The 15802-nt window shown below is 36.5% G+C and carries 10 protein-coding genes; 1 reads left to right on the forward strand and 9 read right to left on the reverse strand.

Going from position 1 to position 15802, the window contains the following annotated elements:
- Positions 1–38 precede the first annotated feature (38 nt).
- From CDH50_RS09430 to CDH50_RS09460, 7 genes are all read right to left on the reverse strand, one after another.
- Complete coding sequence (locus CDH50_RS09430) at positions 39–956, reverse strand: RraA family protein (RefSeq protein ID WP_100611919.1); 918 nt, start codon at positions 954–956, stop codon at positions 39–41.
- A gap of 71 nt (positions 957–1027) precedes the next feature.
- The gene (locus CDH50_RS09435; protein WP_100611921.1) at positions 1028–2455 is read right to left on the reverse strand and encodes a carboxylesterase/lipase family protein; all 1428 of its coding nucleotides are present in this window, start codon (positions 2453–2455) and stop codon (positions 1028–1030) included.
- 52 nt (positions 2456–2507) lie between these two features.
- A complete protein-coding gene (locus CDH50_RS09440; RefSeq protein ID WP_100611923.1) occupies positions 2508–4145 on the reverse strand; it encodes a hypothetical protein in 1638 nt (545 codons plus the stop codon).
- A gap of 35 nt (positions 4146–4180) precedes the next feature.
- On the reverse strand, positions 4181–5824 hold the full coding sequence (locus CDH50_RS09445; RefSeq protein WP_157804961.1) for a hypothetical protein: 1644 nt from the start codon (positions 5822–5824) through the stop codon (positions 4181–4183).
- A 49-nt stretch (positions 5825–5873) separates the two neighbouring features.
- Entirely contained in the window at positions 5874–7052 is a 1179-nt protein-coding gene (locus tag CDH50_RS09450) for an alpha/beta hydrolase-fold protein (RefSeq protein ID WP_198513478.1), read from the reverse strand.
- A gap of 8 nt (positions 7053–7060) precedes the next feature.
- Positions 7061–8275 carry a cupin domain-containing protein gene (locus CDH50_RS09455; RefSeq protein WP_100611929.1) on the reverse strand — a complete coding sequence of 405 codons (1215 nt, stop codon included), beginning with the start codon at positions 8273–8275 and terminating at the stop codon, positions 7061–7063.
- A gap of 107 nt (positions 8276–8382) precedes the next feature.
- On the reverse strand, positions 8383–10632 hold the full coding sequence (locus tag CDH50_RS09460) for an outer membrane protein assembly factor BamB family protein (RefSeq protein ID WP_100611931.1): 2250 nt from the start codon (positions 10630–10632) through the stop codon (positions 8383–8385).
- Positions 10633–11358: 726 nt separating this feature from the next.
- Between CDH50_RS09460 and CDH50_RS09465 the strand changes: the two genes are divergently transcribed.
- A complete protein-coding gene (locus CDH50_RS09465) occupies positions 11359–11604 on the forward strand; it encodes a hypothetical protein (RefSeq protein ID WP_100611933.1) in 246 nt (81 codons plus the stop codon).
- Between the two features lie 105 nt (positions 11605–11709).
- On the opposite strand, the gene CDH50_RS09470 is transcribed toward CDH50_RS09465, so the two are convergent.
- Both CDH50_RS09470 and secA read right to left on the reverse strand, forming a co-directional pair.
- Positions 11710–12159 (reverse strand): hypothetical protein, encoded by a 450-nt coding sequence (locus CDH50_RS09470; protein ID WP_157804962.1) that lies wholly within the window; start codon positions 12157–12159, stop codon positions 11710–11712.
- A 143-nt stretch (positions 12160–12302) separates the two neighbouring features.
- Positions 12303–15659: a preprotein translocase subunit SecA gene (secA, locus tag CDH50_RS09475; protein ID WP_100611937.1), complete on the reverse strand. Its 3357-nt coding sequence runs from the start codon at positions 15657–15659 to the stop codon at positions 12303–12305.
- Positions 15660–15802 lie beyond the last annotated feature (143 nt).

The following is a 15802-nucleotide window of genomic DNA, read 5'->3' on the forward strand; positions in this document are numbered from 1 at the left end:
CTATTTGGTTTGAATATAAAAAATGGTAATCTTATCGATTACCATGTTCTTTTACTCATCACTTTATCTAGTTCGGCGCGTGTCATTTTACCTAACTCAGGGTGTTTTTCAAGCCACTTTAAAAAAGCAGTTTTTATATCATCTCCCCATTGGCTATCAATTTCACCTGTACTGTATGTGCCTGTTTTAACCATTTCAAAGCCAAATTGATCTTTTCTGGTTACAAACTCTGCAGTGCTTACCACTTGCTCGGCCATATGTGCAGGAACAAAAAGCACACCTTCTCTAGTAGCAATTACTAAATCGCCTGGAATTACAATGGCATCACCAATACGAATGGGCGTATTTAATCCCATAAGGACCATTTCTTCCGTAAACGAAGGATGGAAATCACGAACAAAAGCATTAAAACCTTCAAGATTTTGTATTTCCTGTAAATCTCTGGATGCCCCATTAAATACCACACCATTACCAGATTTACTTAATATGGAGTTTGCTAAAGTGGCACCCATAATAGGGCCCCCACTTATCTTTCCGTAAGCATCGGCAACATACAAATCACCTTTTGATAACAAATCTATAGGCCAAGAATTAGTATTACCTTTCCTCCCTTGAGAAGCACCTCTTTCTTTTATGTTTTTTTCGACATCAGGTCTGCTAGGCATATACATGGCTGTAACAGCACGTCCTGTCATAGTGCTGTGGTTTACCATTTTCCAATCGCCAGCATATTGGTTTAAATAACCTTCGTTCCTTAAAACCGTCCAAGCATCATCAATCATAATATTTTTAGCTCTTTCCAATAAATCATCTGGAATTTTGGGTCTACCATCATCAAAACGTTCGCCTTGCCATTCTGAAGTTAAAAAAATCATTTCTTCTTTGGTAATAGTCTGAGCTTGTAATTGGTTTATAAAACTTAGAGAAAATAAAATAATAACACTAATTAATTTCATTGTATTGATTTTAAATATTTTAATTATTGAATATTGTAGTTTTTAAGCTGATTCGGTTCATTGTATTTTATTTACTTCCTTGGTGAAGGCCCTAAGTATTTTGGACTGTCGGTCATAGATATATCAGCAACTTCACCATTCACATCAAATAATATAAACTTAGGATTTTCCGTACTGTATGGAGTCCATAGACCTTCATTCTCACCATTAGGATTACCATACTTAGCGAAATTGGTGTAATAGTCCACCATTTGATTGCTTAATGCTTCATCACCCTTATTGAAAGGTCTCCAACTGTGCTTAAAAGCATGGAATGCATACCACAAATCTGAAGAATGGAAAGCACCATTTTCGTCTCCTGGTAATTGTCTTTGAAACAAATAGGCAAATGTAGGCTGGTCACTTTGTTCTGCTCGTAAAGCTCCAAAATCTTTTATAGCCTGAGTTGCATCATTTCCATCATTGGCAGTAAATCCAAAAATATAGGGAATATCTGCAATTTTATTAGCAAGCGCGACCTCACTAAAAGTACCTTCCAATAAATAATTATCAATAACGGGGCGCCATGAAACATTGGTTTTTGTAGTATCCGCATACTCTCTTGCCATTTGAAGCATTTCATCAAACGAAAGCGTACGCATGTCATTTAAGGTTGTTTTGTCAAAATAGTCCATCATTTTCTTATTGGTTACTTGAGCGGTATCCAAAGTTATTCCCATTTCAGATCTGTTTAAACCACCACCACTCATACTTATTGCTTTACTAACCAAATTTTTTGATAGAGGAGAAGCAACCAACGACTTTACACTCCCAGCACCTGCACTTTGACCAAATATGGTAATATTGTTTGGATCACCACCAAACTGTTGGATATTATTATTAATCCATTTCAACGCTGCAACTTGATCCAGAAGACCATAATTACCTGAAACACCATTAGGGCTTTCGCTCGACAATAATGGGTGAGAGAAGAACCCCATGACACCAAGACGATAAGTTACTTGTACTAAAATTACTCCGCGAGATGCCCAATCTTCTCCACCGTCCATTTCCGGTTCAAAAGCAAATCCTTCACGATATCCTCCCCCGTGTATCCATAAAGCCACAGGTAGTTTCGATTCTGTCTTACCAGCTGCGGGAGTCCAGACATTCAGATAGAGACAATCTTCACTGAAAGGAACTGATCCGCTAGCTCTCCATTCTCTACCATAAAAACTTTCAGGGTTCCATGTTACTTGAGAGGCGGCGTTACCATAAGCATCGGCTACTTTTATGCCTTCCCAAGGAATTACTGGTTGTGGTTCTTTCCAACGCAGGTCTCCTACAGGAGGTGCAGCAAATGGTATACCTTTGTAAGCAATAATTCCCTCAGTGGGGGTTTCTACACCTTGAATTTGGCCACCTTCAATGGTCAATACGGGGTTGGGATCACTTTTTTTAACACAAGAGGTAAATACTCCTATGATCAATATCAAAATGCCTAAAGATAATTTTTTCATATTATGTTTTGTTTAGTTGATTTGTTTAATACTTATAGTTTTCGAATCATTTCTAAAACTTTGATATTATGTTATTTACAGCTTCCATCCCCAAACGTTCTTTAAGTTGGGTTAGGTATAAACTTCTTGGAGCAACATGAGTATCCATAGATTCAACATGGCCATTTGGTTTTGTTAAATCTTGTAAAGCAGCATTAAATACTACAGCATTAACACCAATATGACCAAACGAATAGTTGTTGGCTGTTGGAGGGCTCTGAATTAGGTAATCACCTTCACAGTTCCAGAATACAATATTTGCACCGGCCCAGCCGATGATGTAATCCCAAAATCGTGCTGTAAGTGGAGCTTTTACATTGTCATACAAAACACCGTTTGACCAGCGATTATGGGGTTCACTAGATGAATACGGATTGATGGCTTCACATTCTAAAAATACATTGCCACTTGCCTGAGACCCTTGAAGTACAAAAGAGTGCCGACCTTTTTGAGCCATACAGCGCTGTACCAACAATAGCTGACCATTCATTTGGAAGGTAAATCGTCTACCTCCCCATCTTTGACTAACAGGTTCCCTTGACTCACAGTCCTGAACAGTAATCCATTTTGTACCTGCATTGGCATTAATAACACTATTTGCAAAATGTAATGCTGTAATATTTCGAACCCATCCGTTTTGAATATTACTGAAGTCTACTAAAGTGCTATGGTGATTTTCATCAGAATAATATTCTTCGCCGTGATATCTATGTTCTTCGCCCAAATCATCTCTATCCATATTTCCGTAGGCGGTTTGACGAACAGAAGGATCATATTCTGAAATTCCACGTAAATTCTCAACACCTACCTGCTCAATTCGTTCATCTGAATATTTACTGATATTTCCGCCACCCCATTGACTGTCAACAGCTGTGTAAACGGGAGCATCCACTGTAATCCTGTTCCCATTAATGGCAGTTATGATACGATCATACGTAATATCAAAAGGTCGCCATTGATTTCTACCAACAGAAGCAGAATCAAGGCCAATAGCTTTGATGAAATCTTCATTTCCAATTCTTTTGATAGAAATTTTATCACCTACCTTAAATCCTTTTCCTGATTTAATATTAAAGCTTCTAGCTCCTACGGGCACATATTTATCTGTAATATCCTGAGTGGAATTTTCATCAATTGTAATTCCAGATTCCCCAGAAATATTTATTACAGCTGGTCTTCTGAATCTACCTCCACTAGCTGCTTGTGGTGCAGGTATTTTGGCATACAGAATAGTTCCTGTATCACCTTGGCCTTCGCCTCTTAATACTACACCCGAAGCTTTGATGTAAAGTGGGTTTTCAAGAACATAAAACCCTGCTTTCAGCAAAATTGCACCTCTAAAACCAAAAGCATCAGGTGTTAATGCAGACACACTATCGATTACTTTTTGTATTCTTTCAGCATTATCTCCCAAAATAGGCCAAACAGTTGCTTTTGATTGAATATAGGGGATTGGTACTCCACCACCTTTATAACCTGCATTGGAAAAATCAGGAATTGTATTGCCAAGACTATCTGCAACATAAACTAATTTACCATCAATACCAGGATATACTAAGGATGTAGTAGGAGGGATATCTTGAGCATTTAAAGAATTTATGATTGAAAAACTTCCTAAAAAAAGTAAAACAATAAGATTATAAAATTTCATACGGACATATATTTTAATTATCAATATTAATGAGTCTATTGATCTGTATTTAATAAGGTGTTATTCACTGCTCCAATTCCCAATCGTTCTTTAAGTTGGGTAAGGTATAAACTCTTTGGCATTATATGTTTATCCATGGATTCTACATGACCATTTGGTTTCGTTAAATCCATTAAGGCTGTATTAAAAACAACGGCATTTACACCAATGTGACCAAATGAATAATTTTGTGCTGTAGGTGGATTTTGAATTAGGAAATCACCCTCACAATTCCAGAATACAACATTGGCTCCTGCCCAACCCATGACAAAGTCCCAATATCTGGCAGTTAATGGCGCTTGGACATTGTCGTAAAGTATACCATTTACCCAATAGCCATGGGGTTCACTTGTTGAGTACGGATTGATAGCTTTACATTCCAGAAATACGTTACCGCTTGAGGTGGAACCTTCTCCCACAAATGAGTGTCGGCCTTTATAGGACAAGCATCTTTGAACCAGGGCAAATTGCCCATTCATTTTAAAAGTAAATCGTCGGCCTCCGGCTCGAACCGAAACAGGTTCCATAGAGACACAGTCCTGAACAGTAAGCCATTTAGTTGCTCCACTCGTTATTATAGCGCTGTAGGCAAAATGCAAAGCGGTCACATTGCGTACCCAGGCATTTTTAGCATTGCCAAAACTGATAAAATTATAATAATGATTTTCATCAGAATAATATTCTTCGCCTTGGTATTGATACGTTCTGTCCAAATCATCACGGTCCATATTACCATAAGTTGTGGTACGCACCGTTGGGTCATAATCTGATACGCCACGCAAATTTTCAATACCTACATTTTCTATACGGTTATCATTGTATTTTAATAGTTCGCCCCCTCCCCAACGTGAATCGATGGCAGTAAAAATGGGAGCATCTATTGTAATAGTGTTGCCATTTATATTAATAATTTCGCGGTCATAATTGATGTCAAATTTCCATTGCCTGCTGTTAGCTATTTCGTCCTTCATTTTTAATTCTTTAATCCAATCTTCATTACCAAAGCGTCTAACAAATACTTTATCTCCCTTTTTAAAACCCTTGGCAGATTTCACATTAAAACTAACAGCTCCAACAGGAACATAATTATCAGTAATTGTTTGCTTACTGTCTTCCAACGGCTCAGCTCCATTTTCTGCTCCTATGTTAATCAAGTCGGGTCTTGCAAATCGTTGCCTGCCAGTAGCATTTGGATCTCGAGGAGGTAAAACGCCATAAAGAATGGTTCCTGTATCACCCATGCCTTCACCACGTAAAACGATGCCAGAAGCTTTTATATAAATGGGTTTTTCAAGTCGATAATATCCCATTTTAAGCAATATAGCACCTCTAAAACCATAAGAATCTGGATTAAGTGCTGATACACTATCAATTACTTTTTGGATTCTTTCCGAATTATCACCCAAAATTGGCCACACAGTTGCTTTTATAGCAACGGTAGGAATCGAAACACCACCACCTTTATACCCTGCATTGGAAAAATCGGGAATTGTATTACCAAGACTGTCTGCAACATAAACCAGTTTGCCATCTATACCAGGATATACTAAGGATGTAGTGGGAGGGATGTTTTGCGCACAAAGGAATAGGCTATTGGCAAATAGGGTCAACATAATAATCCAAGAAATCTTAGTTTTCATTATGAATTTTAGTTTAGTTATAAGTCGCCAGATACTATCTGGAAATGATTTATTTAAAAAGCTTTTGGGCAAAATCATGAAGTGATTTTCTCCAAACTTGCCATTCATGGTCGCCAGGGAATGATGCAAAATCCACATTTAACCCTTTCGTTTTGAAGGTTTCAATGAGTTTTTTTGTAGCTTCAATTCTGTTGTCTTGTTCGCCGACCGAAATATAAAATAGCTTCAGACCCTTATTGAATTTTTCTGGATTAGTTAATATTCCTGGGATTACAGATTCCACATCAAATGATGCTTGTTCTCTAATCCCCCCAAAAAGGCCTGTACTAAAAACGCCAACATAATCAAATGTGTCTGTATTACGAAGACCAGTGAAAAAGGCTTGTCCGCCACCCATAGATAATCCTGAGATTGCTCTGTTAGCCGCATCCGGTTTTACTCTATAATTTTTCTCTACAAAAGGGATAATATTCTCAAAATATTCTTCCTTAAAGACTGCCATCGCTTCATCATTATAACCTCTGGCATTTACACCGGGTTTGTTAACGTTACCGTTCGGGATAGCCACAATCATAGGAACGGCTTTCCCTTCAGCAATTAAGTTATCTAAAATGAAGCCAGTTTTTCCTTGCACTGCCCAACCACGTTCATCTTCACCGCCACCATGTTGAATGTATAAAACAGGGTAGTTTTTGCTGGTATTTTCATCATATCCTGGAGGCGTATAAATATTAATATTACGCCAAGTACCCGTAGTTTTAGAAAAATAAACATGAGAGCTTATTTTGCCATGAGGGACATCTTTAATATTATAAAAGTCAGCACCTGCTTCTGGAACATCAATTGCGCTAGCCATTCTTCCAGTGCCATAAAAAGATTCACTCGCAGGATCGGCAAATTTAAAACCATCAATGACTAAAGAATAGTAATGAAAACCAGGTACTTGTGGATTGGTTGTTACAGTCCAAACACCTTTATCATCTTTTTGCATATCATAAAGCTTTCCTAAATCTAACTGAACTTTAGTCGCTTCTGGAGCACTTACGGTAAAAAGAACACGGTTGTCCTGAAAAATACAAGGACAACCGTTCTGATTTATATTAGTAGGCGCAGGTTTTGTATCTGCTGGAACTTGAGCCTCTAAATTATTAAATGTAAGACCAAGCACTAAAGCGATTATCGAATACGCTGACCTCCGATTGATATTTATCTTGATATAATCCATCATAAATAGCATTATCGTTGGTCGTCATCGCCCATCACATCATAACCTCTCCATTTATACTCTTTAGCTAAAGACGTTGCCGCAGGCCATGCAATTTTATGCTGATCGCTACCTACCCATTTCATCCTGTTTGCTTCAGTATCAAAACTAATTTGTACTTGATAGTTGTATGTTGTTGGCTCTGCTTGTATTTGTTTAGAAAGGTTTTCATCATAAAGTCTCAATAATTTCGAGCTTAAATAACCTTGCTGAACGGTCATAGCGGGTACATATATGGAATAATACATATTCTCAAATGCTTCTGCATTTTCTTTTGGCACCACAAAATCCATTTGTAAGACCATGGCTTTTGGTTGAGCTAAAGGCTTTTTAATACCCAATCCAATGGATTTAGAAGCAGCAACACCTATGACCAATAGCTCAAGGTCTTCACTGCCATTATTGGATATAGTAGCTTTTTCACCCAATTTAGCGAAGAAAGCATCATCACCTTTTATAGCTCCAGAATGTCCATCTATTGAAATAGTTCCAGAACCTTTCAAAACAAAGTATACTTCCTCAATGCCTAAAAGTTGTCTTTCCTCGGTAGATTTACCAGCAGGAATGATTACATGGTCAACATGGTTCCAATCCGTACTAAAAACATTTGCATCAAATAAACGACGGGATAGTACACCGTCACCAGTGTATAAACGGTTATTGGCTCTAGTTTTTTCTTTTTCTAACCGACCAGAAACAAAAACAGGAACAGGGTCTAATGTAGCACCAACACGGGTGTCAGCTAAATCAAAATTATCACTACTTGCTTTTACTGAGCTAACGGCAAAATTCAACCAACGAAGTGATTCATTAGATGCGTTATAAATACCGTGAGCATCACCCATTTTACAAGGGACAATAGCAGGTGCTTTTATTTTTGAAGTGCGTCCATTAATGGTGAATTCTGCTTCGCCGTTTAAGATAACATACATTTCCTCAATGTTATGGTGGAAATGGTGGCCGATACCAGATTTGGGGTTAATGACTCCAGAGTGTAGGTAAAGAAAGTTAGTTGATAAATCGTTTCTTCCTATTAGTTGTGTAAATCCCATGGTTCCGGCACCAGCATGAACAGCTGAGAGTTCTCTGTACTTAGAAGCATCATTGTGTATGATACGCTCTTTTATAGTTTGAGACGTAGCATGAAATGTAACAAAAGCTAGTAATAAGGTTATTAGTTGTTTCATATCTATTATTGGTTTAATTGGCTTTTAAATTAAATAAATTAACTATATCTGTAAATTTATAAAAATTACAGATATAGTTATAAAATCTTATGACATGAAGTAATCGATTACTTTTTGTCTGGAAGTGCATATACTACATAACCTTTTGGCAATGCACCAGGTTTTTTTGAATGATCAAAACTATCTGATGAGAAGCTTCCAGTTGCATTGATAACTAAATACTGTTTACCATTTATGGAATACATAGCAGGTACTGCTACAGATTCACCACTTAAAGTCGTATCCCATAAAACCTTTCCTGTATCTTGATCTAAAGCATATAATTTGCCGCCTTTTGCAGTAGCAAACACAATACCTGTAGAGGTAACTACCATACTTTTACGTTGAACGCCTACGATGGCTCCTTTCGTTTTGTCTCCATTCGCATATTTATAGTCTTCACCTATAGGTGTTTTCCATTTAATAGTACCATTATTTAAATCGTAAGCCACCATATAAGACCAAGGAGGGGACATTAAATCTGTCCATTCCAGTCCGTATTCCGTGGTGTATCTGGCTTCTGGATATTGCACATTTTCAGGATAGTCTAACATTGGTGCTGCACGTTTTACATCTTCTCTCATTTTTACACCTCCAGATGCCACAACAGGGCCTTCGGGCATGGCTTCTTCATCGGTATTTCCTCCTCTTCTGAAATTCATGCTTCTAGGATTTCCACCCATAAAACGGTATAAACTTGCTAAGGATGCTTCATCAACATGCACAAATCCTGGCATTTGTCCGCGACCATTTAATACGATGGCTTTAAATTCATCATAAAATATATGTTGTGTTACATTCTTAAGGGTTGGTCCAACACCACCTTCCATATTTGGTCCGTGACATGTTTTACAAGTGTTATCGTATAAAGTCTTAGCTTTTTTTACTTCATCATCAGAAATATTTATTTTAGGAGGCTCTACTTTACTCAATTTATAAATTGATGGATGCTCTTGGGACATCACGAACATTAATCCTTTTTCAGGGTTACTTCCTGTATTGCCATAATTGGCACCACCTAATGGGCCAGGTAGTATAATGGTTTCATATTTGTCGGAAGGTGGTACAAATAAACCTGTTTTAGCGGCATCTAGCCTTGCGTGCCATACTTGTTTTAAGCTATCGGTAAAATAAGGATTTATATTCTCTTTAGTAACTTCATGCCTCATAAAACTTGGGATGGTTGGTATGGGCTGTGTAGGCCATGCTTCTTCTCCAGGCATATCACTGGCAGGAAACGGCTTTTCTTCTATAGGAAATACAGGTTCGCCTGTGACACGATCAAAAACAAATACATAACCATGTTTAGTGGCTGAAGCAACCGCGTCGATTTTTTTACCATCCTTATTGATTGTTATTAATTGGGGAGCAGGAGAGAGGTCATAATCCCAAAGATCATGATGCACGGTTTGATAATGCCAAAGACGTTTGCCAGTTTTAACATCAAGTGCCACCAATGAATTTCCAAACAAGTTGCTTCCAATACGGTCAGCACCATAATAATCATATGTTGGAGAACCTAATGATAAGTAAACAATACCTTTTTCAACATCGGCAGACATTTCGCTCCAAACATTGACGCCACCAGCATATTTATAAGCATCTTTTGGCCAAGTTTCGTACCCATACTCACCTGGGTGAGGTATGGTATGAAATGTCCATGCTAATTTTCCCGTAACAACGTTATATGCTCTTACATACCCTGGAGCTGAAAAGTAACCTTCGCCGGGTGCAGAACCCATAATTACTAAATCACCACAAATAACACCAGGCATCATGGCTTGTACCCTTCTAATAGAGCTTGGTTCTCGATCTAGACCTTCTCTTAAATCTGTATATCCTTCATCACCAAATGTTAAAATGGATTTTCCTGTAACTGCATCTATTGCTTGTAAAGAATTGTTAAGTGTGAATATTAATCTTTTATCTTTTTTATCGCTGCTTTCCCAATAATTGATACCTTTTCTAGTGATACCTCTTAAATTGGCGTGTATCCAAATTTCTTTACCTGTTAAAACATTTAAAGCTATTAAGGAATTATTTTTTCCTACTACATACATGGTAGTGTCTACCACAATCGGGGCAAAATTGTTAAACCCTCCGTCCGCAGGATAACTCCACGCAACTTCTAATTGGTTAACATTTTCCTTAGTGATTTCGGAGCCATCAAAATATTTGGATTGATCTGGGCTTCCGCCATAATGTGACCATGTTGTATGTTTGGTGGTTGAATTATCTTTCCCGCAACTTACTAATGCAAGGCATAATAAGGCAGCAAAAATTGTAGTTAATTTAGTTGGATTTTTTTTGGTGTGCATAAAAAATAATCATTAATGATTTTAGTGAAAATGTTTAGTTTAGTTTGTTGTTATTTAAATGAATCAGGTATTTTTTGTTACTCGAATTTCAATTAGACTTAACTTATTGGTTTTGGTTTAATTGTACGAAAAAACATGAGTGTTTTCGGCTCGAAAAACCAAGATAGTAAAAAATTAAAATCAACAAACTTAGGTCTATATCGTTGTGTTTTTTTTAACTCAATTAAACCTGAATAATAGGTCTTTTAAATGGCGTAAATACCTGATAAACTTAATGTTCTGCGTGCATCGTTAAAACTTTGTTAAAAATAAAAATCCCCATTAAAAATTTGAAGCAAACGGTTGCGAAGCGAATTATGGAAATACAATTTCAATTTTTTTGGTAATGGAATTAATTTAGCATAAAATAAGATCATCGGGTAGTTATATGAATAAAGGAAGTGTATATTTATGTTGCGGAATTAATACTTTAATTATTTACCAATTGTAGTTTAATTTATAAAAGATTTACTAGAATTAAAAGACGTTGTCTCCAATGTTTGCAATGAAATCGATTTGTATTAACATGATAAATCAAGTCTAAAGGATTGTTTGTTAAAGTCTATAAAACATTAACACGAAAGAGATGTATAAATGGGAATATTGTAATTTAAATTAAAATTCTTGTAATTCATGTCATTGGAGTTGGTTGTACTTTGCGCTCATAATTTATATAAAACATAGAAAATGAAAAAAGAAACATTAATATTCGGGAATTTTATGAGTATTGCCGTTTTTATCTCTTTAATGTTTTTTGCTTTTACAAGCTGTAGAGATGAGAAAGCAAAAACAGAAACTGTAATTATTGAAAAACCAGTAGAACAACCAAAAACTGAAGATAAAGATGGAACTTCGATTAGTGTTGATGGTGAAGGGGTTGAGTTTTCGACTAAAAGTGGAGATAAAAAAACTGAAATATCAATTAAAGAATAGTTTTTTTAAAATTTAAGAAACAGAAAACCGACATTATCGTCGGTTTTTGTCATTTAAATGATTATTTATAAAACAACAAGAATTACTTTAAACCTCCTTGTTGTTTTATAAATATATGGTTAATTTTTTTAATTCGGAGTCAAACTCAAAAGTATTGTTGGCAACTATCAAATTTTTAATATCACCAAGGTCACAACATTCATTGGTTTTAGGTTGTGAAACCTCATAAGATATGGTAATAGCATCTAGATTTTTAATGTTTAAAACTTGAATATTTTCAGTACTGGCGTATAATATGATTGTTCCATAATATTGAGATGTGGTGTTGGAAACCAATTCAAAATAAATAGATTCGTTTTTAGAGTTCTTTATTTCAATATCATCTTTAGAAATATTATTTTCTATGATATAATTGGCGTTTGTTTCTTCATCTAAAATATTAACCGATACTGTTAATGCCGCACAAAGAACAGCTGAACAATCCGGTTTGGCCGCGTCATTTGTTTCACAACCAATCAATAAAATAAAAAAGATAATAAATAAAGTGCTTTTCATAGACTGTCCGTTTTTACTTAGATGCAGAATATACATATGGTTGCGTTACATGGACAAGTAAATATTGCAATAATAAAAATCCTGATAGAGAACCATCAGGATTTAAAAAAAAACACTTCATTATGAAGCTATGCATGTTTTAATTACTCTTCAACCAGCACCCAATCTCCTTTAGCCAATAAGGGTTCTGCTTGTTTGTACTTTAATGTTTTGTTTTCACCATTAATTACATGTTTGATGGTTACCTGATCATTGCGTCCAATTTTTGGTCGTTCACGAACAATGGTTTCAATGACTTGCGGTTGACGTTGCGTATTATTGCCAACAGCCCTACTTTGGGCAGACCGTTCATCTAAATTGGGAATTTCGTCTTTTTGAACGTTCAATTTTTCTTGTCGGCGTACTTTGGCTTCTTGTATGGTATTTTGTGTTTCACTTGGTAATTCACCTTTAAACAAGAATGAAATCACATCTTTGTTCACTTCATCGATCATGCCTTTAAACAGTTCAAACGCTTCGAACTTATAAATCAATAAAGGATCTTTTTGCTCATGCACTGCTAATTGTACCGATTGTTTTAACTCATCCATTTTACGTAAATGCGTTTTCCAAGCATCGTCAATAATGGCAAGTGCAATATTTTTTTCAAAATCGGTAATTAATTGCTTGCCCCCTGTTTGATAAGCTTTTTCTAAATCGGTAACAACGCTTAAGCTTTTTATGCCATCAGTAAAAGGCACCACGATGCGCTTAAATTTATCGCGCTGCGTTTCATAAACATTTTTAATCACAGGAAATGCGATATCTGCATTTCTGGTCATTTTATCTTTATAGTGGCTAAAAGTTTCCTTGTACACTTTGGATGTGATTTCCTGTACTGATAATTTTCCAAATTCTGCTTCTGTAATGGGCGAAGCCATGGAGAAATAACGAATCAATTCAAACTCAAAATTTTTAAAATCGTTTGCAGTTTTATTGGTTTCCGAAATGTTTTCTGTAATATCGAAAATCATATTTGCCAAATCCACACGAAGGCGTTCACCATGTAGGGCGTGACGGCGACGTTTGTAAACAACCTCACGTTGTGCATTCATAACATCATCGTACTCTAACAAACGTTTACGAACCCCAAAGTTGTTTTCCTCTACTTTTTTCTGGGCACGCTCAATGGATTTTGAAATCATGGAATGCTGAATCACTTCACCTTCCTTCAAGCCCATTCTATCCATCATTTTAGCAATACGTTCACTACCAAACAAACGCATTAAATTATCTTCCAGCGATACATAAAATTGTGAACTTCCTGGGTCACCCTGACGACCGGCACGACCACGTAACTGTCTGTCCACACGACGGGAATCATGGCGTTCTGTACCAATAATGGCCAAACCGCCTGCTTTTTTAACAGCGTCACTTAATTTAATGTCCGTACCACGACCCGCCATGTTGGTGGCAATAGTTACTTGTCCGGATTGTCCAGCTTCTGCAACAATATCCGCCTCTTTTTTATGAAGTTTGGCATTCAATACATTATGTGGAATTTTTCTAATGGTAAGCATTTTACCAAGTAGTTCACTAATTTCTACAGAAGTAGTACCAATCAATACGGGACGACCAGCTTGCGATAATTGTGTTACTTCGTCAATAACGGCATTGTATTTTTCACGTTTGGTTTTATATACCAAATCGTCTCTATCGTCTCTAGAAACAGGACGATTGGTTGGAATTTCAACGACATCCAATTTATAGATTTCCCAAAACTCACCAGCTTCCGTAACCGCAGTACCCGTCATACCAGACAACTTACGGTACATTCTAAAATAATTTTGAAGTGTAATGGTTGCAAATGTTTGGGTAGCATCTTCAATTTTTACATTTTCTTTGGCTTCAATAGCTTGGTGTAACCCATCACTATAACGGCGACCATCCATGATACGTCCCGTTTGCTCATCCACAATCATGACTTTATTGTCAATCACTACATATTGAATGTCTTTTTCAAACAATGCGTATGCTTTTAGAAGTTGATTAAGGGTATGGATGCGCTCCGATTTTATACCAAAATCTTTATATAATTCTTCTTTAAGTTTGGCTTCTTCTTCTTTGGAAAGGTTTTGATTTTCAATTTTAGCGATTTCAACACCTATTTCTGGCAAGATGAAAAACGTGGGATTGTCTTTTCCGGAGATGTATTCCACACCTTTATCGGTCAATTCAATCTGATTGTTTTTTTCTTCTATAACATAATATAATTCGGCATCAACCTTTGGCATTTCGCGGTTGTTGTCCTGCATATAGAAATTCTCTGTTTTTTGAAGTAATTGCTTAATGCCTTCTTCACTTAAAAACTTGATAAGTGCTTTGTTTTTTGGCATACCACGATACACACGTAGCAGTTGAAAACCACCTTCTTTAGTATCGCCAGCGGCAATTAATTTTTTGGCTTCGGCTAAAACGCCAGTTAAATATTTGCGTTGTACGGCAACAATATCATCCACTTTAGGTTTTAGCTCATTAAATTCGTGACGTTCCCCTTGAGGAATCGGTCCGGAAATTATCAATGGCGTACGCGCATCATCCACTAAAACCGAATCCACCTCATCGACAATAGCATAGTGGTGCGGACGTTGAACCAAATCGTTTGGCGTATGTGCCATGTTATCACGCAAGTAATCGAAACCAAATTCGTTGTTGGTTCCATAAGTGATATCTGCATTGTAGGCTTTTTTACGGGCATCAGAATTTGGTTGGTGGTAATCAATACAATCAACAGTTAATCCATGAAATTGAAATAATGGCGCCATCCAGGCACTATCACGTTTTGCCAAATAATCATTTACGGTTACTAAATGAACGCCTTTCCCTGAAAGCGCATTTAAGTACATGGGTAATGTGGCGACCAAGGTTTTACCTTCACCCGTTTGCATTTCGGCAATTTTACCTTGATGCAGCGCAATACCACCAATAAGTTGTACATCGTAATGCACCATATCCCAAGTAATGGGTTTTCCGGCAGCATCCCAAGAGTTGGACCAAATGGCTTTATCATTATCTAAAGTCACATAATCTTTGGTTCCTGAAATTTCACGGTCGAATGTATTGGCGGTAACAGTAAGGGTTGAGTTGTTTTTAAAACGTTTTGCGGTTTCTTTAACCACAGCAAAAGCTTCTGGTAAAATGGCATTTAAAACATCTTCGGTAATTTTGTAAGCATCATCTTTAAGCTTGTCAATATCTTGGTAAATATCTTCACGTCTATCAATATCCTCGGTATCTTCAGCTTCGTCAAGAAGTTTAGCTATTTGGTCGTCAATAGCTTTATTGGCTTCGGCTATTTTAGCTTTAAATTCAGCAGTTTTAGCTCTTAATTCGTCATGGGAAAGAGCTTCTAATGCCTTTTCAAATGTTTTAATTTTATCGACTAAAGGCGTGATGGCTTTTACGTCTTGTTTAGATTTGTCTCCTACAAATACTTTAAGAACACTATTTAAAAAACTCATGTGCTATATATTGTTTTAATCTGGAAATGTTCCAGAGATTTTTATTTTCTTATTTTTATTTTGATGCTTAAGCAAGCATTCAAAGATACAGTTTGTTGGGTTGTTTTGTAAATTTTAGAGCATAAAAAAAGTCTCTAATCGAG

The sequence above is a fragment of the Confluentibacter lentus genome (assembly GCF_002806995.1).
Taxonomy (GTDB): domain Bacteria; phylum Bacteroidota; class Bacteroidia; order Flavobacteriales; family Flavobacteriaceae; genus Confluentibacter; species Confluentibacter lentus.